A 23,956-nucleotide genomic window follows, 5' to 3' on the forward strand; every position below is an offset into this window, starting at 1 on the left:
CGTTCAATGAATAATCTGACAGGGAGTTGGCATTTGCTTGATAGATGACCAACACTCCCCCCAGCAAACCTCCGACTCAAAGAGAGGGTTCTATTGTCCTTTTTCTGTTCTTGACCACGCCAGGCATCACCGCCCGGCGGAACAGACCAGCCTGAAACAGGAAACCGTATGAGCCTGTCACTGTTAAGCCGTTATGCGTTTTTTGCATTCTGCGTCATCTTCACCCTCGCCAGCCTGCCCTTTATGCACCATGAGTGGCTGTGGCCCTTCACGGCCGTGTCACTGGCCTTGAGCCTGCTGGGGATTTTCGATTTGCTGCAAAGCCCCCACGCCGTGCGTCGCAACTACCCGATCCTGGGCAATATTCGCTATCTGGTGGAAGCCATCCGCCCAGAGATTCGCCAATACCTGCTGGAATCTGACAGCGATGCGCTGCCCTTCTCACGGGCGCAACGTTCGCTGGTGTACTCACGAGCCAAGAATGAGAGTGCCGACAAGCCTTTCGGCACTCTGGTTGACGTTTACCAGCCCGGTTTTGAATTTATCGGTCACTCCATGCGCCCGGCCCCGTTGACCGACCCCAGCAGCTTTCGCATCGTGGTGGGCGGCCCGCAATGCAGCCAGCCGTACTCGGCGTCGATCTTCAATATTTCAGCCATGAGCTTTGGCTCACTGAGCGCCAACGCCATCCGCGCCCTCAATCAGGGTGCCAAGCTCGGTAACTTTGCCCACGACACGGGTGAAGGCAGTATCAGCTCCTATCACCGTGAGCATGGTGGTGACCTGACGTGGGAACTGGGCAGTGGCTACTTCGGTTGCCGCACTTCGGACGGGCGTTTCGACCCTGAGCGTTTTGCCGCCCAGGCTCGCACGCCACAAGTGCGGATGATTGAAATCAAAATGAGCCAGGGCGCCAAACCAGGCCATGGCGGTATCCTGCCCAAGCATAAAGTGACCGCGGAAATCGCCGAAACCCGCGGTGTGCCCATGGGTGAAGACTGCATCTCGCCTTCGCGCCACAGCGCCTTTTCAACGCCTATCGAGCTGATGCAATTTATCGCGCAGTTGCGTGAGCTGTCCGGCGGCAAGCCCGTGGGCTTCAAGTTTTGCCTGGGTCATCCGTGGGAGTTTATGGGCATTGCCAAGGCCATGCTGGAAACCGGCATCCTGCCGGACTTTATCGTGATTGATGGTAAGGAAGGCGGCACCGGCGCGGCGCCCGTAGAGTTCACCGACCACATTGGCGCACCGCTGCGCGAAGGCTTGTTGTTCGTCCACAACACCCTGGTGGGCCTGAACCTGCGTGACAAGATCAAGCTCGGCGCCAGCGGCAAGATTGTCAGCGCCTTCGATATAGCCAGCGTGCTGGCCATCGGTGCCGACTGGGCCAACTCGGCTCGGGGCTTTATGTTCGCCATCGGCTGCATCCAGTCGCAATCGTGCCATACCAACAAGTGTCCCACCGGCGTAGCCACCCAGGACACCTTGCGCCAGCGCGCGCTTGTAGTGCCGGACAAGGCCCAGCGGGTTGTGCAGTTCCACCGGAACACCCTCAAGGCCCTGGCCGAAATGCTCGCCGCAGCAGGCCTGGAACACCCGGCACAGCTCAAGGCCAAGCATCTGGTACGACGCATGTCCGCCACCGAAATCAAACTGTTCTCACAGTTGCATGTGTTCCTCAAGCCCGGCGAACTGCTCACCGGCGAGGTCAATGGCGAGTTCTATTCGCGCATGTGGCAAATGGCCCGTTCGGACAGCTTTGAGGCCAACGAAATAGCGGCGGCCTGACGGCCCACCAGCAGGCCGCGCTGAAATAAGGCGCTGGCGGGTGTGTTCGAGCAGTAGCTAGAGACATTCAGTAATATCCAACCTTTGCATTTAACCCGTAATACCATCACCCTGCGCGCCGCCGATACGCGGCGCGCAACCTCCGCTGCGCCCGTCGGTCCTAACTAAACCCTTTGTTTGAGTACTCGCCGTGACGCTGAACGGACGCGACCACCGCATCGATTTTTTTCGCGGGCTGGCGCTGATTTTTATTTTTTGGGACCACATCCCGCACAACCCGCTGGCCGAATTTACGGTGCGCAATTTCGGCTTCAGCGATGCTGCGGAGATTTTTGTATTTCTGGCCGGTTATGCCGCCGTGCTGGCCTACGGCAAAATCGCTCAACGTGACGGTTTGTTGGTCGCCAGCGTGAAGATCCTGCGCCGCGCCTGGGTGCTGTATGTGGTGCATATCTTCCTGCTGGCGGTGCTGATGGGCATCGTGTTTTTTGCCAACAACCATGTCGAAACCCGTGACCTGGTGCAGGAAATGGGCCTGCAGTACTTCCTGAGCAATCCGCAACAGGCCCTCACCGACGAACTGCTGCTGCGCTTCAAACCCAACCTGATGGACCCGCTGCCGCTGTATATCGTGCTGTTGCTGGGTTTGCCGCTGGTGCTGCCGATGCTGCTGCGCAAGGCAGGCTATGTGGTTGCCGCGTCCCTGGCCCTGTACTTGCTGGCGCCGGTGTGGAACCTCGCGGCTCAGGAAGGCGGCGTGTGGTTTTTCAACCCTATGGCCTGGCAGTTTCTGTTTATTCTGGGCGGTGCAGCGGCGATCCACGGGCAGCAACCCAAGGCTGCGCAAAACCGTCCCCTGTCGCGTCAACCGGTGTTTTTGGGAGCAGTACTCTATCTGCTGGTGACCGGCCTGCTGGCACTGTCATGGCGATGGCCGCAGTTTCACGATGCGCTCATGCCGCTCTGGCTGGGCGAGTACCTGTACCCGATCAGCAAGACCAACCTTTCACCGGTACGCCTGCTGCATTTTCTGGCCCTGGCTTATGTGGCGGCCAAAGTGGTGCCCCACGGCAACTGGCTGAATAACCGGTTGGCCCGCCAGGCATGCCGCATGGGCCGCTATTCGCTGGAAGTGTTCTGTCTGGGAGTGATCCTGGCGCCGTTGGCTGACATGCTCAATGCGCTGGGCGGTGACGGGTTTGTCGTAAAGGTATTCAGCGCCCTGATGGGCGTGGGGATCATGGCCGTGCTGGCGGCCTGGCTGGACTGGAACAAGCGTCTGAACCGCAAGTAGCGAAAGCTGTTGTGGGAGCGGGCTTGCTCGCGATGGAAACGCCGCGGTTGGTCTGACCAACCGAGGTGCTTTTATCGCGAGCAAGCCGGCTCCCACATTGTCAGTGAGTCTGCGTGCGCTGCGTAGGCTGCAGCTTGAACACATAGAACAGCACGGTCAGCAGGATCAGGAAGGCTGGGCCTACAAACAGTGCGATTCGGGTTTCTTCGAAGTAGGCCATCAACCCGACCACCATAAACAAGAACCCCAATGCCGCGTAAGAGCTGTACGGGTACAACCACATACGGTACTTCAGGGCTGCCGCTTCCTGCGGGCTCAGACTCTTGCGAAAGCGCAGTTGCGCCAGCAGGATCATCAACCAGGTCCAGATTGCGCCAAAGGTGGCAATGGCCGTCACCCAGACAAACACCTTCTCCGGCGCCATATAGTTGAGCACAACCCCCAGCAGCAGCACGGCAATCGACAGCAGCAACGCCTGACGCGGCACACCGTTTTTCGCAGTGGTGGCGAAGTTGGCCGGGGCCTGGCCGTTTTGCGCCAGGCTGTAGAGCATGCGACCGGTGCTGAAAATGCCGCCGTTGCACGACGACAATGCCGCAGTAATCACCACAAAGTTGATAATGCCTGCTGCCGTCTTGATGCCCAGACGTTCAAAGGTCATTACAAACGGGCTGCCCGAGGTGCCGATTTCGTTCCATGGGTAGATGGACAGAATCACGAACAGTGCGCCGACGTAGAACAGCAGAATGCGCCAGAACACCGAGCCAATCGCACTCGGAATGGTCTTTTGCGGGTTCTTGGCTTCGCCGGCAGTCAGGCCGATCATCTCGACGCCCAGGTAGGCGAACATCACCATCTGCAAGGACATCAATACGCCCTGGATCCCGTTGGGCAAAAAACCACCGTGAGCCCAGAGGTTGGAAATACCCAGAGCGACTCCGTTATTGCCGAAGCCGAACGCGATAATGCCGATACCGCCGAAGACCATCGCAATGATGGTGACGATCTTGATCAGGGCAAACCAGAACTCGAACTCGCCAAACGCCTTGACCGCGATCAGGTTGATCGAGCCCATGCTGATCAGCGCCGCCAGGGCCCAGATCCAGCGCGGTACATCGGGGAACCAGATGCCCATGTACACCGCCACGGCGGTGATTTCCGCGACACAGGTCACCAGCCACAGGAACCAGTAGTTCCAGCCGGTCAGAAACCCGGCCAACGGGCCGAGGTAGTCCTGCGCGTAGCGGCTGAACGAACCGGCTACCGGGTTGTGCACGGCCATTTCGCCCAGTGCACGCATGATCACCAAAATGGCCAGGCCGCCGATGATGTAGGACAGCATGATGGCCGGGCCGGCCATTTCGATTGCTTTGGCCGAGCCCAGGAACAGGCCTACGCCGATACAGGCACCAAGCGCCATCAGGCGAATGTGGCGCTCGCCCAGTTCGCGTTTGAGTGGACCGCCCTGCACGCTATCTGCGTGGGGCTGGTGGTTGCCGACTGGCATAAAAGTACAACCTCGTATTGTTATTGGGTATCCATCAACAGAGCGTTCGAAAAGACGGGCGGGTTAGCTGTCTTGCCCCCTTGACCGGCCTGGACCTTGTAGGTCGGTAGGTCAAAAGAGAAATGCCCTGTTGAGATCGGCGGCGAGTATTGCACAGCGTTGGTGCACAGTCATGCCCCTACCTAGGACCTATTTACCTGCCGCAAAGGCTCTATTCCTGCACTTACATGGGTAAGCCACGTTGTGGATGCATCCCGACCCTGGATTTATGAGAGCCATTCAGCAGACCGTGCCTATAGAAACACCAGATAAGCCTCACAAATTTTTCACCTGAATCTGCCAGCGTCTACGCTTCTATCAAGCGCAACCAATATGCGTACCTGGATCTGTCGACTATGGGCGTACTGTGGAACTCCAACTCCAGCAAGACGAGGGTGTCATCAGCTGTAACGGACGATGCCGCACCTGCGCCACAACCTCCTGAGCCCAGGCGTTATGGATGGTTTGTGCTCGGGCTTGGGGTGCTGGCCGTCCTGGTTGTGCTGTGGTTTGTGATGGCTCAGGAGGTGCGCAGTTCCAAGTTGCAAGCCCGCGAGTTCAGCCGTTTTGCTGCGTCGCTCAGCTATTCGATGCACGAAGGGCCCAGCAACGCGATGCTTTACCCCGGCGCAGGCCCTTTCGATAAACGCTTGGGTTACAGCGCACTGGGCGACTTTCTGGCACGCCTTCAAAAACGTGATTACGTCATTACTCAACAAAGCCGCTTTTCACCAGCGCTCTTGAGCTATAGCGAGAAAGGGTTTTTCGTACCCTATTCAGAAAAAATTCAGACCGGACTCTCGATCACCGACTGCGCTGGCAGTTCGCTTTATCAGTACAAGTACCCGCAACAGTTGTATCCCAGCTTTGCAAGCATCCCCCCGCTGGTGGTTCACAGTTTGCTGTTTATCGAAAACCGCAACCTGCTCAACCCTGATGAACCCCAGGCCAACCCTGCCGTGGACTGGCCGCGCTTTGCCATGGCGGCCTACTCCCAGGCTGCAAAACTGCTGCACTTGCCGGGGCAATCTGCGGGCGGCAGTACCCTGGCCACCCAACTGGAAAAGTATCGGCACTCTCCCGATGGGCTGACGCTCTCAGGCGGCGAAAAATTGCGCCAGATGGTTTCTGCCAGCGTGCGTGCCTATCAGAACGGCCCGCAAACCCTGCCAGCCCGGCAAAAGGTGGTGCGTGATTACCTCAACAGCGTGCCACTGTCGGCGGTGCCTGGCCACGGCGAGGTTCACGGCATGGCCGAAGGGTTGCGGGTGTGGTACGGCGCCGACTTCAATCAGATCAACCAGCAACTGAGCAGTACCGCCACTGACCCAAAAAGCCTCGCATCAAGAGGCCTGGCCCTGCGTGAAGTGCTGTCGCTGATGATCGCCCAACGTCGGCCCTCACACTACCTGGCCAAGGGCCGTGATGAGCTCGCGCAACTGACCGACAGCCATATCCGCCTGCTGGCGCAGAACAATGTGATCGACCCGGCGCTGACCGCCGCCGCCCTGGCCAGCCGCGTGACTTACCGCGACTGGGCGCAGGCGCCAACCCTGCAACCCAATGAAACCAACAAGGGCATCAGCGTAGCCCGCAGCCGCCTTTCGGTGCTGCTCAAACGCCCGCTGTATGACCTCGACCGCCTGGACCTGTCTGCCACCAGCACCTTGCAGGGCGACTTGCAGGGCCAGGTCAGTGACTACCTGCGCCAGCTGGCAAACCCGGCATTTGCCGGCAAAATCGGCCTGCTCGGCCCCTACCTGCTAACGCCCACCAGTACCGCGCAAGTGCGCTACAGCTTCACCCTGTTTGAACTTACGCCGGACGGCGCCCGCGCCCGGGTACAGACCGACAGCACCGACCAGCCCTTCGATATAAATGAAGGCAGCAAACTGGAACTGGGCTCCACCGCCAAACTGCGGGTGTTGACCACCTATCTGCAGATCATTGCCGAGCTGCATGACCGTTACGGCGGCCAGCCTGGCACGACGCTGAAAAAAATCCCCATCACCCACCAGGATCCGCTGACCCGCTGGGCACTGGCGTACCTGATCGAAAATCCTGGTGCACAACTGACACCCATGCTGGATGCCGCACTCAACCGTCAGTACTCGGCCAACCCCGGCGAAGGCTTTTTTACCGGTGGCGGTATGCATCACTTCCACAACTTTCGCAGCCAGGACAACAACCGCATCGCGACGCTGCGCGATTCGATCCGTGAGTCGATCAACCTCCCCTTTGTGCGCCTGATGCGCGACGTGGTGCGCTACACCAGCTATCAGTCGCCGAGCAATAACGCGGACCTGCTCAGTGACGACAGCAACCCGATGCGCCAGGAATACCTCAGTCGTTTCGCCGACCGCGAAGGCACCACCTTCATGCTTAAGTTCTGGAAAAAATACCGCGGGAAAGACTCAAAGGCCCGCCTTGATACCTTCTTGGACAGCATGCACCCCACCGCCATTCGCATGTCGGCAGTGCATCGTTACCTGTTCCCCCATGCCGATCAGGCTACCTTCAACCGCTTCGTGCGCTCGCATCTGACTAACGACAAGATCACCGACGAGCGTCTGGACAAGTTGTACCAAGGCTATGGCCCCGGCGCTTACAACCTGCCTGACCAAGGCTATATCGCCAAAGTCCATCCGCTGGATCTGTGGTTACTGGGGTATTTGCTCAATAACCCGCAGGCCACCTTCCAGCAAGCTGTCGACGCCAGCGAACATGAGCGTCAGGAAGTTTACAGCTGGCTGTTTAAAAGCAGGCACAAGAGCGCCCGCGACAGCCGCATCCGCACCATGCTGGAGATCGAAGCCTTCCTTGATATCCATCAGCGCTGGCAAAAAGTCGGCTACCCCTTCGACCACCTGGTGCCGTCTCTCGCCACCGCACTGGGCAGTTCGGGGGATCGCCCGGCGGCACTTTCCGAGCTGATGGGCATTATCCTTAACGATGGCGTACGTTTGCCGGTATTACGCATTGATACCCTGCATTTCGCCGCAGATACTCCCTATGAAACCCGCCTGGTCAACGACCCTGACGCAGGCGTAAGGGTCATGCCCAGCGAAGTGGCCACGGCACTGCGCGAAGCCCTGTCGCAAGTGGTGGATGCCGGTACGGCGCGACGGGTATCGGGCAGTTTCAAGCTCGACGACGGCACACCCCTGGCCATGGGCGGCAAGACCGGCACCGGCGACAACCGCATCGAAAGCATGGGTGCTGGCGGACGTATCCTTAGCTCCAAGTCGATCAATCGCACGGCGACCTTCGTGTTTTATATCGGCGAGCATCACTTCGGCACCTTGACTGCGTTTGTTCCCGGACGCTCGGCCGAGGCTTTCAAATTCACCTCGGCACTGCCGGTGCAAGTGCTCAAGGGCATGGCACCGATCCTTACGCCGTATCTGCAACCAGGCACCAACACCTTGTGCCTGGCACCTGCGCCAGTACACACCGCAGCGAAATAGCCAAGCTGTGGGAGCGCTCCCATTGAGAATCATTACCGTTCGTCGACTGGGTTTTTACATTCCTTAAGATATATCTTAAGTTATGTCTAACTTAATGAGAGAGCGAAAAGACAATGAGAGACCATCATCCCCATCACCGCGAACATGGCGCGGGTCAAGACGGTTTCGAGAAACGCCCCGGTCGCGAACGCGGTGGCCGCGGCCCCCGGGTTTTTGCCCCGGGCGATCTGAAATTATTGCTGTTGGCGCTGATCGCCGAGCAGCCCTGCCACGGCTACGACCTGATCCGCCAGATCGAAGGTTTATTCGACGGTGCCTACAGCCCCAGCCCTGGCGTGATCTACCCCACGCTGACCTTCCTTGAAGAGAGCGAGCTGATTCAGGGCGACGCCGAAGGCGGAAAAAAACGCTATACCGTGACCGATGCCGGTCGCCAGTACCTGACCGATCAGGCGGTAGCACTCGATGGCGTGCGGATGCGCATCGACGTCAGCAAGCGCTCACTGCGCGGCCATGATCGCCCGGCCGAGATTCACGAGGCGGTGCACAACCTGCGCCATGCCCTGCAAATGCACCACGGTCGCTGGAGCCCGGCAGAAATCCTGCGGGTACGCGACTTGCTCAACAACACCGCCAAAGCCATCGTCGATGGCCCTGTATCTGCCCAGCCTGCGCAGGAGAACGCTGAATGAATGCTGCCACACCCCAGACCATTCACCGGGTCATGCATGAAATCAAACGTCGTAAACTCGAAGTGCTGCGCGTGGTCGACCTGACCCCGCGCATGCGCCGAATTACCGTGGGAGGCCCACAGCTGACGGGGTTTGTCAGCCTGGGCAGCGATGACCATGTAAAGCTGTTTTTTCCGCAGACCGCCGAAGAACAGGCAGCGCTGGAAACCCTGGAACTGAGCGCCGGGCAAAAAGGTGGAATGCCGCCGATGCGCGACTACACCCCACGCCGTTTTGACTTGAACACCTTTGAGCTGGACATCGATTTTGTCCTGCACGGTGACGGCCCGGCAGCCACTTGGGCCGCCCAGGCCACGCCCGGGCAGTATCTGCATATCGGCGGGCCGCGCGGTTCGATGGTAGTACCGGACATCTTTGACAGCTACCTGCTGATCGGTGACGAAACCGCGCTGCCGGCCATTGCCCGGCGCCTTGAAGAGCTGCCTGCCAACCGCCGTGCCCTGGTGGTGATCGAGGTCGAAAACGCGCTTGAAGAACACCCCCTGCACAGCGCCGCAGCGGTCGAAGTGATCTGGGTACACCGTGATGTACCGGGCGAGGACCTGCTTAAAACCGTCGAAGCATTGAGCATCCCCGAAGGTGCGCTGTACACCTGGGTGGCCACCGAAAGCGCGCTGTCGCGCAAAGTGCGCCGAGTGCTGCTGGACACCCATGGCCTGAACGAAGAATTCGTCAAGGCTGTGGGCTACTGGCGCCTGGATGGCAGTACCGAAGAGTAATTGCTCCTACACCCCGTAGCAGCTGCCGAAGGAACGTGGCTGGGTTCGGCGACGTAGTCGTCGCAATATCAGACACCACGCTGAGCCAGTTAACCCCGGTTCTCAGTGTATACGACTGCTTCGCAGCCGAACGCAGCCTCGTTCCTTCGGCAGCTGCTACAAGTACTTGCGCCCCCTGAGACGATCCACCGCCACCACCCCCAATGCCACCGCCACAAACCCCGCCAGAATTCCGCCAGCATTGATAAACGTCTGCCAATAGCCCAGTTTTTCGACATCGACAAACGGATACGGGTACACACCCAGCAGGTGCCCACGCAACAGGATGTAGGCGAAATACAGCAGCGGATACAGCATCCAGAGTCCGATATGGCTCACGCGCAACAATCCCTTGGGCACGTAAAACCACCAGTACAGCGTAAACAGCACCGGCATCACGTCATGCAATATCTCATTGGCTAGCCATTGCAGACCTTCAGGCTGCCAGAGTTGGCGCAGCAACAGGCTATACGCCGCTCCCACCACGATAATGCTGACAGCAATGCCGCTGCTAACCCACGGTTGCAAGAAAAACGCCCTGCCTTTTGACGGGGGGGTATCGGCTGCACAGGTCAGTACGCTGGCGGCCAGGGTGTTGGTCAAAATGGTGAAAAAACTGAAATAGCTCACCAGCCCACCCACCACACTCGCACCGCTCTGCCAGCGGGCGAACAGTACCAGCTCAAGCTGAATCGCCAGGCCGCTCCAGCCCAGGATCGCCAGCAGCAGGCAGAGCCTGTGCCTGGACAACGCACTCATGTGCCGATCAAAGCTCGCGCTTGGTACGGGCGTATTTCACATAGAGCTTTTCGACCTTTTCCCGCGCCCAAGGGGTTTTGCGCAGGAACGTCAAACTCGACTTGATACTCGGGTCGCTCTTGAAGCAGCGAATATCAATGCGCTCGGCCAGCCCCTGCCACTGGTAATGCGCCACCAGCGCAGTGAGGATCTGTTCCAGCGTCACGCCGTGCAATGGGTTGTTGTTGGGTTCAGTCATGCCGGGCCTTTAAAGCAAAAGAGAGAAAGCCGCGCACCTTAGCCGAGCACCTGCTCAGGGGGAAGTGCATTCGCCAAGCAACCAGTCTAGCCGTGTCCCGGGGCAGAAATGAAAGTTCCGCTTTGACAGATTAAAGTGATGTTATATTGTAACTATACCTGTCCAGTCAAAGAGCGCTCAGCGCCGCTTTCTTTCGTCACCCTGCCAAGGAACTTGTAATGTCCTCCCCTGCACTCCCGCGTCACTTGCGTCGCCTTCGTCTAACGCCGCTCGCCACCGCACTGCTGCTCGCCTCCCCGGCCTACGCCCTCGATCTGCCCCAGCAAGTCATTACCGGGAACCCCTTGGGCAACACCCAGCTGGCCTCACCCACAACGGTACTGGAAGGCGACGACCTGACCCTTAATCAGCAAGGCAGCCTGGGCGAAACCCTCAACAAACAACCCGGCGTGTCTTCGTCCTACTTCGGCCCCGGCGCTAGCCGACCGATCATTCGCGGCCTGGATGGCGACCGTATTCGCATCTTGCGCAACGGCGTCGGCGCTCTGGATGCCTCATCGCTGTCTTATGACCACGCGGTACCGCTGGACCCGGTCAACGTCGAACGAATCGAAATTGTTCGCGGCCCTGCCGCCCTGTTGTACGGCGGCAACGCCATCGGCGGCGTGGTCAACACCTTCGACAACCGTATCCCCACTACCGCCATCGACGGCATTCACGGGGCAGGCGAACTGCGCTACGGCGGTGCCGACACCACCCGCAGCAGCGCGGGCAAGCTGGAAGCCGGTGATGGCACCTTCGCCCTGCATCTGGATGCCAACGCCCGCGAGTTCAACGACCTGAAAATCCCCGGCTATGCCCGCAGCCGTCATGCCCCCGAAAGCGAAGACGGTGACGAGAAAAAAGGCCGTCTGGGTAACAGCAATGGCCGGCAGGACGGCGGTGCCGTGGGCGGTTCCTACACCTGGGAAGATGGTTACGCAGGCTTGTCGTACAGCACTTACGACGCCAACTACGGCTCACCGGCCGAGCAGGACGTACGCATCCGCATGAAGCAGGATCACTACGCCTTTGCCTCCGAAATCCGCAACCTGCAAGGCCCGTTCAGCTCGCTGAAAATAGATGCCGGCTACACCGATTACGAGCACCGCGAAATCGAGGGCGGCGAAGTCGGCACCACGTTCAAGAACAAGGGCTACGAAGCCCGCGTTGAAGCCCGCCATGTACCGATCGGCCCGGTTGAGGGTGTCATTGGCGCACAGGTCAATCGCAACGAATTTTCGGCCCTTGGTGAAGAAGCTTTCGTACCGCAAACCGACACCAACAGCGGCGCCCTGTTTGTGCTTGAAGAACTGCAGGCCACCGAGCGCCTCAAACTGAGCCTCGGCGGGCGCCTTGAGCGCACCGTGGTCGACCCGGACGCCAAGGGCAATGAGCGCTTTGCCGCGGCGGACCGTTCAAGGAGCTTCACGGCGGGCAGCCTGTCTTCAGGCGCCGTGTTCACCCTCACCCCGATCTGGTCGCTGGCGGCCACCCTGGGCTATACCGAACGCGCACCAACGTTCTACGAGCTGTACGCCAATGGCGCCCACGTCGCTACCGGCACCTATGAAGTAGGTAACGCCAATCTGTCGAAGGAAAAAGCCGTATCCAGCGACCTGGCCCTGCGCTTCGACAATGGCACCCACAATGGCAGCATCGGGGTGTTCTACAGCCACTTCTCCAATTACATCGGTCTGCTGGGTACAGGTCGTACACTGAACGACGAAGGCGAGCCAGACGCCGACGGCATTCCGGAATACACCTATTCCGGGGTTAGGGCGCGTTTCACCGGCTTTGAGGCCAAGGATCACTGGAAGCTCGGAGAAAGTGCCTATGGCAAGTTTGCACTGGAACTGTCGGGCGACTACACCCGCGCCACCAACCTCGACACCGGCGAAGCCTTGCCGCGGATTGCCCCGCTGCGCCTGAGCAGCGGCTTGCTGTGGGAAATGGACCGCTGGCAAGCGCGGGTTGACGTCGAACATGCCAGCAATCAGGGCCGTGTGCCGGCCAACGAATCGGGCACTGATGGCTACACCACTCTGGGCGCCAGTGCCGGTTATCACTTCGATGTGGGCAGCAGCCAGTGGCTGGCGTTTGTCAAAGGCGACAACCTGACCAACCAGACCGTGCGTTATGCCAGTTCTATTTTACGTGACATCGCCCCCGCACCGGGGCGCGGTATCGAGGTAGGCCTGCGCACCACGTTCTAAGCTGCACAGCAGTAAATACGCGGCCTCCAATCAAGTCGGGGCGCGACAAAAGAGCCCTGGGACGAACCGTCGCAGCACACTGTTACTGAATCAGAAATGATCCATGTCACTTAAAGTGCTGTTTCTAAACGTTTCGGGGCTTTATCATTTCCGCATAAAGGGCTGAAACGATTCATTCCGCCCTTAACTCTGAAGTGTCAGCCCCGCCCTCAAAGACAGCGCTACCCACTGCCACAGCCATACCTATAAAGACTCGCATCTCGACCTATGTCCACATTCCTGAATATGCGCAAACACAGCGCGCTGCTTCCTGTTGCCGGGCAAAAAGCTCTGGCTTTGATCGGCGGCATTACCGCTCTGGGCCTGGCTACTTGCGTGCAGGCGGCCCCCGCCTTTGACGCTGACTCCAAGTGGATGCTCGGCGATTGGGGTGGTACCCGTAGCGAACTGGAAAAGCAGGGTTACTCCTTTTCCCTCGACTATGTAGGCGAAGTCGGCTCCAACCTGCACGGCGGCTATGACCATGACCGCACGGCGCGCTACAGCGACCAGTTCGGCCTGGGCACGCACCTGGACCTGCAAAAGATCCTGGGCTGGGACGACGCTGAATTTCAGCTGACCATCACCCATCGCAGCGGCAACAACATCAGCAATGACCGCATCAACGATCCACGGGTGGGCGGTTTCACTTCGGCCCAGGAAGTCTGGGGCCGTGGCCAGACCACGCGCCTGACGCAAATGTGGTACCAGCAGAAATTCTTTGACCAGAAGCTCGACATCAAAGTCGGCCGCTTTGGTCAGGGCGAAGATTTCAACTCGTTCCCTTGCGATTTCCAGAACCTGGCGTTCTGCGGCTCACAGGTGGGCAACTGGGCCGGCAGCATCTGGTACAACTGGCCCGTCAGCCAGTGGGCCCTGCGGGTCAAGTATCACCTGACCCCCGAGTTGTACGCACAGGTCGGTGCCTATGAGCAAAACCCGTCCAACCTGGATCGCGGCAACGGCTTCAAGCTCAGCGGCAGCGGCACCCAGGGCGCAGTACTGCCGATCGAACTGGTGTGGACGCCAAAAATTAATGGCCTGCCAGGGGAATACCGCGCGGGTTACTACTACAGTAATGCCAAGGCAACAGATGCTTACAAAGATGCCAACGGCCAGCCAGCAGCCTTGACCGGTGAAGCGTATCGCAGCAGTTCAAGCAAACACGGGATGTGGCTGGGCGTGCAACAACAGCTCACTACCCGCGCCAGCGACCAGTCGAGGGGCTTGAGTGTGTTTGCCAATGCCACCATGCACGACAAGAAAACCAATGCCGTGGACAACTACGTCCAGGCTGGCGTCGTCTACAAAGGCGTGTTCGATGCCCGTCCCAAGGACGATATCGGCTTTGCCATGGCGCGCGTTCACGTCAACCCGGCTTATCGCAAGAACGCCCAGGCCACTAACCAGGCCCGCGCCATCTACGATTTCGACAACCCGGACTACCTGCCTCCCCAGGACACTGAATACAGCGCCGAGCTGTACTACGGCATCCACGTCACCAACTGGCTGACCGTTCGACCGAACCTGCAGTACATCCGCCACCCGGGCGGCGTCAGCCAGCTGGATGACGCACTGATTGGCGGTCTGAAAATTCAAAGTGCGTTCTGACAAACGGACTGCAACAACAACCTTGAAGGTTGTGATCGAACACCTATTTAGCTGATTCACTCCCGCGTCGGTTCGTCCCTTAAAGACCCCACCCTCGCGGGAACACCTCAAACGCAACGGAGAACCACACTATGAGCACTGAAGGTGCTTTCAGTCGAAGCCGCCTGCTACCGAGCCTTCTCGGTATCTTGCTGCTGCTAATGGGCCTGGCCATGTTGGCCGGGGGTATCAAACTGGTCACGCTGGGCGGGTCGTGGTACTACCTGCTGGCCGGGATCGGTTTTGGCTTGTCGGGCGCACTGCTGATTGCCGGGCGCCGCGCAGCACTGACCCTGTACGCACTGGTACTGTTCGCCAGCACCGTATGGGCACTGATGGAAGTCGGTCTGGACTGGTGGCAACTGGTGCCACGTCTGGCCATGTGGTTCGCCATCGGTATCGTCCTGCTGCTACCATGGTTCCGTCGCCCTGTCCTGCGCGGTCAGTCGGCACCGGTTGCCACCGGCGCACTGAGCGTTGCCGTAGTGCTGGCCGGTCTGGCTGCACTGGCCAGCCAGTTCACCAGCCCGGGTGAAATCAAAGGCCAACTGGACCGTGATGCCGTACCTGGCATGACCAACGCTGCACCGGCCATGCCCGATGGTGACTGGCAGTCCTACGGTCGTACCGCCTTTGGTGACCGTTACTCGCCGCTGAAAGAAATCACCCCGCAAAATGCCCACAAGCTGGTACCAGCCTGGACATTCCGCACCGGTGACATCCCTGGTGAAGGCGATCCCGGCGAAACAACCGCCGAGAACACCCCACTGAAAGTCAACGGCATGCTGTATGTGTGTACCCCGCACAGCCAGGTCATAGCCCTTGACCCGGATACCGGTAAGGAAATCTGGCGTTACGATCCGAAGATCAGCACTCAGAACGCTGAAAACTTCAAAGGCTGGGCACACATGACCTGCCGCGGCGTGACTTATCACGACGAAAACGCCTACGCCAAAGTCAGCACTGAACAAAGCGCTGCCGAGCCTGCTGCTGCTACATCCAGCAACTCGTGCCCGCGCCGCCTGTTCCTGCCGACTGCCGACACCCGTCTGATCGCCCTGAACGCCGACACCGGTAAAGTGTGCGAAGACTTCGGCACCAATGGCGCGGTAGACCTGCGTCACAACATCGGTACCTTTGCTCCGGGTGGTTACTACTCCACCTCGCCACCTGCCGTGACCAAAGATCTGGTCGTGATTGGCGGCCACGTGACCGACAACATTTCCAACGACGAGCCATCGGGCGTGATCCGTGCGTACGACGTACGTACCGGCAAGCTGGTATGGAACTGGGACAGCGGCAACCCGGAGAAAACCACTCCGATTGCTGAAGGCGAAACCTACACCCGTAACTCGCCAAACATGTGGTCGATGTTCGCTGTCGACGAAGACCTCGGCATGCTGTACCTGCCGATGGGTAACCAGACGCCTGACCAATATGGTGGCGACCGTACCGAAGATTCCGAGCGTTATGCCGCTGGCATCACCGCCCTGGACATCAACACCGGTAAAGTCCGCTGGTACCGTCCGCTTACTCACCATGACCTGTGGGACATGGACGTAGGTGGTCAACCAACCCTGATGGACCTGAAAACCGCCGATGGCGTGAAACCGGCCCTGCTGGCTTCCACCAAACAAGGCAGCATCTACGTGATGGACCGTCGCACTGGCGAAGCCATTGTGCCGATCACCGAGGTTCCGGCCCCGGGCGGCGCTGTTGAAGGTGACCACACTGCACCGACACAGCCACGTTCTGACCTGAACATGATTCCTCCGGTCTTGACCGAACGCGACATGTGGGGCGTAACCCCATTCGACCAGATGCTGTGCCGGATCAACTTCAAGTCCCTGCGCTATGACGGCATGTACACCCCGCCATCGCTGCAAGGCTCGATCGTGTATCCAGGCAACTTCGGCGTGTTTGACTGGGGTGGCATTTCGGTTGACCCGGTTCGCCAGATTGCCTTCCTGAACCCGAGCTACATGGCGTTCACCTCCAAGCTGGTTCCGCAGGCCGACGTGGCTGCAATGGGCCCGCGCAAAGGCGAAACCTCCGGCGTTCAACCGAACAAAGGCGCACCTTACGGCGTGATCCTGGAGCCACTGTTGTCGCCACTGGGCCTGCCTTGCCAGGCACCGGCGTGGGGTTATGTTGCTGCAGTCGACCTGACCAACAACGAAGTGATCTGGAAACACAAAAACGGCACCGTGCGTGACAGCTCGCCGGTACCGATCCCGTTGTCCATGGGTGTTCCAAGCCTGGGCGGGACCTTCACCACCGCAGGTGGTGTGGCCTTCCTGAGCGGTACCCTTGACCAGTACCTGCGTGCTTACGACGTAAGCAACGGTAAAGTACTGTGGGAAGGTCGCCTGCCTGCTGGCGGCCAGACCACCCCGATGACCTACACCGGCAAGGACGGCACTCAATATGTGCTGGTCATGGCGGGCGGTCACGGCGGCCTGGGCACCAAAAAAGGTGACTATGTAATGGCGTTCAAACTGGCTGAGTAAGATTTACAGCTGGTATTGAAAAAGGCGGCTATCGAGAGATAGCCGCCTTTTTTGTGAGCCCGGTTTTAAACCGTTGCCCGCAATTTCCACACCCAGGCCTCGAACGCCACGGCCTCCATTGGCCGACTGATCAGATAGCCCTGGGCCGTATCACAGTGCCAGCGCTCGAGCAGTTCAAGGGTATGCTGATACTCCACGCCTTCAGCCACCACCTTGAGCCCCAGGTTGTGGCTCATTTCGATGGTCGAACGCACGATCACCGCGTCCTCGCTGGTTTCGTCCAGGTTGCGGATAAACGATTGATCGATTTTCAGCTCTTGCACCGGCAAGCGCTTGAGATGCGCCAGCGACGAGTAACCGGTGCCAAAGTCATCCACCGACAAGCTGATCCCGCCGTCACGCAACTTTTCCAGCACGTTGAGCGAGTGTTCGGGGTCGCGCATGGCCGTGCTTTCGGTGATTTCGAATATCAGTTGCTCAGCCGACAACTGATAACGCTTGAGCAGGCGCTCGACAGTCATCAACAGATTTTCACCGTGCAAATCCTCCGCCGAGATATTCAGCGACAGCTGCATATGCAGGCCCTTGCGGTTCCACGCGGACAACTGACGGATACCTTCCTCGATGACCCAGCCCGTCAGCAGGAACATGCTGCCCGTGCGCTCAGCCAGTGGAATAAATTCCGCCGGCGAGACCATGCCCAGTTCCGGGTGTTGCCAGCGCAACAGCGCTTCAGCCTGGCGCACATGGCCACTGCGGATATCCATTTTGGGCTGATAATACAGCTGTAACTGGCCATCGCTGGCGGCACTGCGCAAGTCCCGGATCAGCTGGATTTGCCGTTGGTGGGCGAGGTCACGGTCCTGCTGATACACCTGCAAATAACCCGGCAAGGCGGCGGCATCCCGGCATGCAATCGCAGCACGGCTGATCAGTTCTTCAGCGCTCTGCCCATTGAGCGGGTAGATCGCAATGCCCATGCAGACTTCCAGCAACACCTCGTGCCCATCAATGCTCAGCGGACGCTTGAGCAATGCGTACAACCTGTCAGCCAGCGCAACACCCACATCGACCTGGGTGCTTTCAAGCAGTAACAAGAACTCGTTGCCGGTGATGCGTGCTGCCGTATCGCGCTCACGCAGAGCGTCGAGCATCACGCGGGCGGACTCACGCATGATCCGCTCCCCACCCTCGGGGCCGAAGCTCTCATTGATCACACGATAATTTTCGATCCCCAGGTAAATCAGCACCACGCCGCGCCTTGCGCTGATGGCACTGCCCAGGCGTTCCATGGCCAGGGCGCGGTTGGGCAAACCGGTAAGCGGGTCGTGCAGGGCGTTATGTGCCAGCTGCTGCTCGCGCACGGCAATCCCGCTTTGCATGGCATTGATCGCCTTGGCCAGAAACCCCAGTTCGTCCCTGCGTGTAAGCTCCACCGGCGTTTCGTAGTTGCCCCGGCCAATGCGCTGCGCAGCCTCCGCCAACAGGCTGACCGGCCGCGAAACCGCCCGCGCCAGCCACAAGGCGCCGAGCAATGAAGCCAGCAAAGCCCCCAGGGATATCCACAGAAACTTGCGATCCAGCGAGTCGAATGCCTGCATCGTCTGATCCAGCGGGCTTTGCAGCACCGCCATGACTTGGCCGTTGCCCGGGTCACCGGAGTTGGCGAGTTGCAGCATCTGGCCAAGAAAGCGCCGGCCGTGGAATTCGCTGAAATGGATTGTCGAGCCCGGCGTATGCTCCTGCACGAATTCAATAATGCTGGCGCTCATGAAGTCCGGCTGCGTGCTGCTCAGTATTCCGCTTTCGCCTGGCTTGACCGTCATAAACGACACTTCAAGGTTGCTCAGGGAGCTCAATTCATGGGCAAACACGTCGTCCATCGGCATCCCCGAGACCACGCGCACCACAGGCAAAGGGCCCAGCACCACCCCTTGCACCAGCATGTACGGGCGCCCTGCCAGGATGCCGATGACCATGGTCTGGGTGTTGCGACGGGCCAGCCGCAGAGCCTTGGCATAAGGAAATGCCTGCCCCGCTGGCAGGCCCTTGAGGGTGCTGGTGATGATATTGCCGTCCAGATCCAGCACAAACAGCTCACTGCCATGCAGGCTCGCCTCGAACTCCTGCAGGGCGTGCTCTATCAGCGAGGGGCTGCCTTTGATCGTCGCCTCACGGAAATCCGAGTCATTGGTCAGCCAGTTGAGGCCGTACTGGATACGCCGCCAGCGCAGATCCATAAAGCGCTCGAACACCCGGGTTCCGGTCTTGAGCTGCTCTTGCGCCTGATCGCTGGCCACGGTAATGGTCACGGCTTTAACGGCGAAGTACACCGCACCGATCACCAACAGCAGGAGCAAGGCAAGAAACAGGCTGATACGCGCCTGAAAACTGTTGCGCAACTTCATGCTGCGCCCTCAATCCATTGAGTGAATGCCAATGGCCACATAAGCGCTCCCGCGACTTCCTTGAAAAAGCCATACCGGTGGCCTTCCAATCCATCTTTGTTGTTATGGATCCAACTGCTGCAGACAGAAGATCACCCATTAATTTCGGGCCGTCTACTGTCAAGTTGTTGGCGACAAAGGCCTATCGCACGGGGGTTTGACGGATTATTTCTTCAATCGACGTGCAAGCAGTTGTTCTGCCGCCGAGGAAGGCGTGAGGCTGGGTTTGATTGCGAAGCGACCATGAAATACGGGCACGAGAATGACCTGATCGTCGGTCAAGCTCCCACAGTTGAATATTCCCTGTACCCGCCTATCCGTCTACGGGGTTTCTTCTCCTTACACATGAAAATCTGTTCACCATTGAAACCACTGGCACCGCGCCCCATCTAACATCCATACCCAATTGCGCAGGTGCCCCATGAGCGACCAGCAAGAGTTTCCGGACAACACCACTGAGTACACCGATGTAGAACACACTGAATCCGAACACCATCCACATTCTGGAGGGACTGAATTGGCATTGCCGGAGCAGAATCTGCCGGACAAGGTTTACATCATTCCGATTCACAATCGGCCGTTCTTCCCGGCACAAGTGCTGCCGGTCATCGTCAATGAAGAACCCTGGGCCGAGACCCTGGAACTGGTCAGCAAATCCCCCCATCACTCCCTGGCGCTGTTTTTTGTCGACACGCCCCCTGATGACCCTCGCCACTTCGACACCAAAAGCCTGCCGGAATACGGCACCCTGGTGAAGGTGCATCACGCCAGCCGCGAAAACGGCAAGTTGCAGTTTGTGGCCCAGGGCCTGAGCCGCGTGCGTATCAGCATGTGGCTCAAGCATCACCGTCCGCCGTATCTGGTTGAGGTCGAGTACCCGCAGCAGCCCAAGGAGCCCACCGACGAGGTGAAGGCCTACGGCATGGCGCTGATCAATGCGATCAAGGAGCTGCTGCCGCTCAACCCGCTGTACAGCGAAGAGCTGAAAAACTACCTCAATCGTTTTAGCCCGAATGATCCGTCGCCGCTGACCGATTTCGCAGCGGCCCTGACGTCTGCCACCGGCAACGAGCTGCAACAGGTGCTCGATTGCGTGCCGATGCTCAAACGCATGGAAAAAGTGCTGCCCATGCTGCGCAAGGAGGTCGAGGTAGCGCGGCTGCAAAAAGAGATTTCAGCCGAAGTTAACCTTAAGATCGGCGAACATCAGCGCGAATTCTTCCTCAAGGAACAGCTCAAGGTCATCCAGCAGGAGCTCGGGCTGACCAAGGATGATCGCAGCGCCGATATCGAACAGTTCAAGCAGCGCCTTGAAGGCAAGACCCTGCCGACCCAGGCGCAAAAGCGCATTGATGACGAGATCAACAAACTGTCGATCCTGGAAACCGGGTCGCCGGAATACGCCGTGACCCGTAACTACCTGGACTGGGCGTCGTCGGTGCCCTGGGGCGTGCTGGGTGAAGACAAGCTCGACCTCAAACACGCCCGCAAGGTGCTCGACGCCCATCATGCCGGCCTTGATGACATCAAGGATCGCATCCTCGAATTCCTCGCCGTCGGGGCCTACAAAGGCTCGGTCAGCGGTTCGATCGTACTGCTGGTCGGCCCGCCGGGCGTGGGCAAAACCAGTATCGGCAAGTCGATCGCCGAGTCCCTGGGTCGCCCGTTCTACCGTTTCAGCGTCGGCGGCATGCGCGACGAGGCCGAGATCAAGGGCCATCGCCGCACCTACATCGGCGCCCAGCCGGGCAAACTGGTGCAGGCACTGAAAGATGTTGAAGTAATGAACCCGGTGATCATGCTCGACGAAATCGACAAGATGGGCCAGAGCTTCCAGGGCGACCCCGCTTCGGCCTTGCTGGAAACCCTCGACCCGGAACAGAACGTCGACTTCCTCGACCATTACCTCGACCTGCGCCTCGATCTGTCCAAAGTGCTGTTTGTATGTACCGCCAACACCCTGGACTCGATCCCCGGCCCGTTGCTCGATCGTATGGAAGTGATTCGCCTCTCGGGTTACATCACGGAAGAAAAAGTCGCGATCGCCAAGCGTCATCTGTGGCCAAAACAGCTCGAAAAAGCAGGCGTGGCCAAAGACAAACTGAGCATCAGCGACAGCGCCCTGCGCGCGGTGATTGACGGTTATGCCCGCGAAGCCGGGGTGCGCCAGCTGGAAAAACAACTGGGCAAACTGGTACGCAAGGCCGTGGTCAAGCTGCTGGCAGACCCCAAAGCCGTGATCAAGATCGGCCCCAAAGACCTTGAAGCTTCACTGGGCATGCCGGTGTTCCGTAACGAACAGGTCATCAGCGGTACCGGGGTGATTACCGGCCTGGCCTGGACCAGCATGGGCGGAGCGACGCTGCCGATCGAGGCAACACGTATTCACACCCTCAATCGCGGCTTCAAGCTGACCGGGCAACTGGGTGAAGTGATGAAAGAGTCGGCTGAAATCGCCTACAGCTACATCAGCTCAAACCTGAAGCAATTTGGCGGCGATCCGAAGTTCTTCGATGAAGCTTTTGTCCACCTGCATGTGCCTGAAGGGGCCACGCCCAAAGATGGCCCCAGCGCAGGCGTGACCATGGCCAGCGCCCTGCTGTCGCTGGCTCGCAATCAGCCGCCGAAAAAAGGCATCGCCATGACCGGCGAATTGACCCTGACCGGGCATGTGTTGCCGATTGGCGGCGTGCGCGAAAAAGTAATTGCGGCGCGCAGGCAAAAAATCAACGAACTGATTCTGCCCGAACCGAACCGCGGGCATTTCGAAGAGCTGCCCGATTATCTGAAGGAAGGCATCACCGTACACTTTGCCAAGCGCTTTACCGATGTGGCCAAGGTGCTGTTTTAAAACTGTTTGTAGGCCCTGACTTGCCTGCGATTGCCTCACTGCGGCTAATCAGGCAAGTCGGGCTTAAAGCAACACAGTTCGAATATTGGATCCAAAATTCCACGCAAGTCGCGTACTAGACACGTCTACTGTCATTTATGACAGTAGACGGTTGTTCATTTCCCATCCTTAATAGAGCTAATTCCCACAAAAATAATGCAGGAAAAGAATATGGCACTTCATCATCCTGTATATGAGAACCCGGATGTCCTGAGGCTCAAGGAGTCAGGACAAAAAATCTTCAACCCCAGAACCCGGGGAGAACTCAAGGCCGAACTGCTGGATCGTCCCGCGTTTACCGCGCAGGAAATGACCTTTGCCAGCAGCCAGAAAAAAATCGTCATTACCGGTGAGTTCGATGACTTTGGCTCAACCGCTTATCGCGCGGTTGCGTTCACCCTGGATATCAATATCCAGTCGGGTATCTACCGGTTCCAAAAAGACGAACACGGCCCCATCCTGTCCATGTCCTACATCGAGTGCGTTGAAATCGATGGCCGCCAGGTGTATCACTTGAATCAGGCCGATGTCGGCACCCTGCACCTGAGCGTGGTCGAGAGTTGCTACAGCGCCCGGCTGTTCACCATGGAAGGCCTGGACCACAACAGCAACAGCATGGAGATGTGCGGCGAATTCAGCATCAGCCCGCCCCACGCCTCTTTCTGATCGGCAGGCGACGAATGGCGCAGCTCCCTTCATGGGTTATGCTGCGCCCTTGTGTTTGCCTGACCGGAGCCTTCAATGCCCCCTGTACGCCTTATCCCCCTGCTTGGCCTCAGCCTGCTGACGGCCTGTGCCCAACAGCCTGCACACAACGTTACGCTCGAAGATCAAAGCGACTGCCCCCAGCAACTGCATGTGGGCCAGCAACTGATCCTGTCGTTGCCGAGCAACCCCACCACCGGCTACCGCTGGGCCATTCAAGACTCTGCAGGCGGCGTGCTGCGCAGCCTGGGCCCGGAGGTCTACACCAGCAGCGATAATGGCCAGTTGCTGGGCAGCGGTGGTCAATCGACATGGCGCTTTCAGGTATTTGCCCCTGGCAGCGGGCGCCTGCGCCTGACCTCTCAGCAACCGTGGGAGCCCGAAGCCGAGCCTGCGCAGGTGTTCGACTGCCCGATTACGGTGAACTGATATGGCGTGGCTGATCCTTGCGATCATGGGTGCTGTCACCTACCTCTATGGCGTCAGCACGCACGCCATGGTGCTGTGCCTGCTGACCAAGCCCGTACCGGTACTGGCATTGCTCGGCTGGCTGCACAGCGGGCCTGTCAGCCCCTATCGACACTGGATCAGCATAGGCCTGGGATTTTCCCTGCTGGGCGACATTCTGCTGGCCTGGCCACAGGACCTGTTTGTATTTGGCCTTGGGGCGTTTTTGTTTGCCCACCTGGCCTATCTCAAGGCCTACCTGGTGGACTGCCGCCGCGCAGCCGTGCCGGCCTTGATCCTGGCACTGCTTGCCGGTGGCAGCTTGTTGAGTGTCATGGCCACCCAGGGCCTGGGCGATTTGCTGGTGCCCGTGGGCGTCTACGCCCTGGCCATCAGCGCCATGCTCTGGCG

16 protein-coding genes are annotated in these 23,956 nt (G+C 59.0%); 12 read left to right on the forward strand and 4 right to left on the reverse strand.

The genetic code is table 11. From position 1 onward, the window contains the following. Nucleotides 1-168 precede the first annotated feature (168 nt). The gene (locus GHO03_RS05965) at nucleotides 169-1,788 is read left to right on the forward strand and encodes an FMN-binding glutamate synthase family protein (protein WP_133144828.1); all 1,620 of its coding nucleotides are present in this window, start codon (nucleotides 169-171) and stop codon (nucleotides 1,786-1,788) included. Nucleotides 1,789-1,978: 190 nt separating this feature from the next. Then, nucleotides 1,979-3,082 carry an OpgC domain-containing protein gene (locus tag GHO03_RS05970; RefSeq protein ID WP_133144827.1) on the forward strand — a complete coding sequence of 368 codons (1,104 nt, stop codon included), beginning with the start codon at nucleotides 1,979-1,981 and terminating at the stop codon, nucleotides 3,080-3,082. 100 nt (nucleotides 3,083-3,182) lie between these two features. On the opposite strand, the gene GHO03_RS05975 is transcribed toward GHO03_RS05970, so the two are convergent. Then, nucleotides 3,183-4,589, reverse strand: coding sequence for an amino acid permease (locus GHO03_RS05975; protein ID WP_095001428.1), 1,407 nt, complete (start codon nucleotides 4,587-4,589; stop codon nucleotides 3,183-3,185). Between the two features lie 395 nt (nucleotides 4,590-4,984). Between GHO03_RS05975 and GHO03_RS05980 the strand changes: the two genes are divergently transcribed. The 3 genes from GHO03_RS05980 to GHO03_RS05990 all read left to right on the forward strand — a co-directional run bounded on the left by GHO03_RS05980 (nucleotide 4,985) and on the right by GHO03_RS05990 (nucleotide 9,566). Beyond that, nucleotides 4,985-8,095: a transglycosylase domain-containing protein gene (locus GHO03_RS05980; RefSeq protein WP_095026424.1), complete on the forward strand. Its 3,111-nt coding sequence runs from the start codon at nucleotides 4,985-4,987 to the stop codon at nucleotides 8,093-8,095. 113 nt (nucleotides 8,096-8,208) lie between these two features. After that, nucleotides 8,209-8,787, forward strand: a complete 579-nt coding sequence (locus GHO03_RS05985) for a PadR family transcriptional regulator (RefSeq protein ID WP_095001430.1) — start codon at nucleotides 8,209-8,211, stop codon at nucleotides 8,785-8,787. Beyond that, complete coding sequence (locus tag GHO03_RS05990) at nucleotides 8,784-9,566, forward strand: siderophore-interacting protein (RefSeq protein WP_133144826.1); 783 nt, start codon at nucleotides 8,784-8,786, stop codon at nucleotides 9,564-9,566. The genes GHO03_RS05985 and GHO03_RS05990 overlap by 4 nt, the downstream gene beginning before the upstream one ends. A 156-nt stretch (nucleotides 9,567-9,722) precedes the next feature. Here the strand turns inward: GHO03_RS05990 and GHO03_RS05995 are convergent, their stop codons facing one another. Both GHO03_RS05995 and GHO03_RS06000 read right to left on the reverse strand, forming a co-directional pair. Next, nucleotides 9,723-10,364, reverse strand: a complete 642-nt coding sequence (locus GHO03_RS05995) for a Pr6Pr family membrane protein (RefSeq protein ID WP_095024187.1) — start codon at nucleotides 10,362-10,364, stop codon at nucleotides 9,723-9,725. Between the two features lie 7 nt (nucleotides 10,365-10,371). Further along, nucleotides 10,372-10,602, reverse strand: a complete 231-nt coding sequence (locus GHO03_RS06000; RefSeq protein ID WP_095001433.1) for a VF530 family DNA-binding protein — start codon at nucleotides 10,600-10,602, stop codon at nucleotides 10,372-10,374. 218 nt (nucleotides 10,603-10,820) lie between these two features. On the opposite strand from GHO03_RS06000, the gene GHO03_RS06005 reads away from it, so the two are divergent. From GHO03_RS06005 to GHO03_RS06015, 3 genes are all read left to right on the forward strand, one after another. Further along, nucleotides 10,821-12,857 carry a TonB-dependent receptor gene (locus GHO03_RS06005; protein WP_095001434.1) on the forward strand — a complete coding sequence of 679 codons (2,037 nt, stop codon included), beginning with the start codon at nucleotides 10,821-10,823 and terminating at the stop codon, nucleotides 12,855-12,857. Nucleotides 12,858-13,142: 285 nt separating this feature from the next. Further along, a complete protein-coding gene (locus GHO03_RS06010; protein WP_095001628.1) occupies nucleotides 13,143-14,507 on the forward strand; it encodes a carbohydrate porin in 1,365 nt (454 codons plus the stop codon). A 131-nt stretch (nucleotides 14,508-14,638) separates the two neighbouring features. Next, the gene (locus GHO03_RS06015; RefSeq protein WP_095018354.1) at nucleotides 14,639-17,056 is read left to right on the forward strand and encodes a glucose/quinate/shikimate family membrane-bound PQQ-dependent dehydrogenase; all 2,418 of its coding nucleotides are present in this window, start codon (nucleotides 14,639-14,641) and stop codon (nucleotides 17,054-17,056) included. A gap of 65 nt (nucleotides 17,057-17,121) precedes the next feature. Here GHO03_RS06015 and GHO03_RS06020 read toward each other — a convergent pair whose 3' ends face one another. Continuing rightward, entirely contained in the window at nucleotides 17,122-19,464 is a 2,343-nt protein-coding gene (locus GHO03_RS06020) for a bifunctional diguanylate cyclase/phosphodiesterase (protein WP_095018353.1), read from the reverse strand. 460 nt (nucleotides 19,465-19,924) lie between these two features. Here GHO03_RS06020 and lon point away from each other — a divergent pair, with 460 nt between their 5' ends. The 4 genes from lon to GHO03_RS06040 all read left to right on the forward strand — a co-directional run. Then, nucleotides 19,925-22,354, forward strand: coding sequence for an endopeptidase La (gene lon / locus GHO03_RS06025; RefSeq protein ID WP_095001437.1), 2,430 nt, complete (start codon nucleotides 19,925-19,927; stop codon nucleotides 22,352-22,354). A gap of 210 nt (nucleotides 22,355-22,564) precedes the next feature. Further along, nucleotides 22,565-23,059 carry a hypothetical protein gene (locus GHO03_RS06030; RefSeq protein WP_095001438.1) on the forward strand — a complete coding sequence of 165 codons (495 nt, stop codon included), beginning with the start codon at nucleotides 22,565-22,567 and terminating at the stop codon, nucleotides 23,057-23,059. A 75-nt stretch (nucleotides 23,060-23,134) separates the two neighbouring features. Then, nucleotides 23,135-23,527, forward strand: coding sequence for a protease inhibitor I42 family protein (locus tag GHO03_RS06035; RefSeq protein ID WP_088379088.1), 393 nt, complete (start codon nucleotides 23,135-23,137; stop codon nucleotides 23,525-23,527). Between the two features lies 1 nt (nucleotide 23,528). After that, nucleotides 23,529-23,956: lysoplasmalogenase (locus GHO03_RS06040; protein ID WP_153399388.1), on the forward strand; the 428-nt coding region annotated here is incomplete at its 3' end.

The sequence above is a fragment of the Pseudomonas sp. FSL R10-1339 genome (assembly GCF_009600545.1).
Lineage (GTDB): Bacteria > Pseudomonadota > Gammaproteobacteria > Pseudomonadales > Pseudomonadaceae > Aquipseudomonas > Aquipseudomonas bubulae.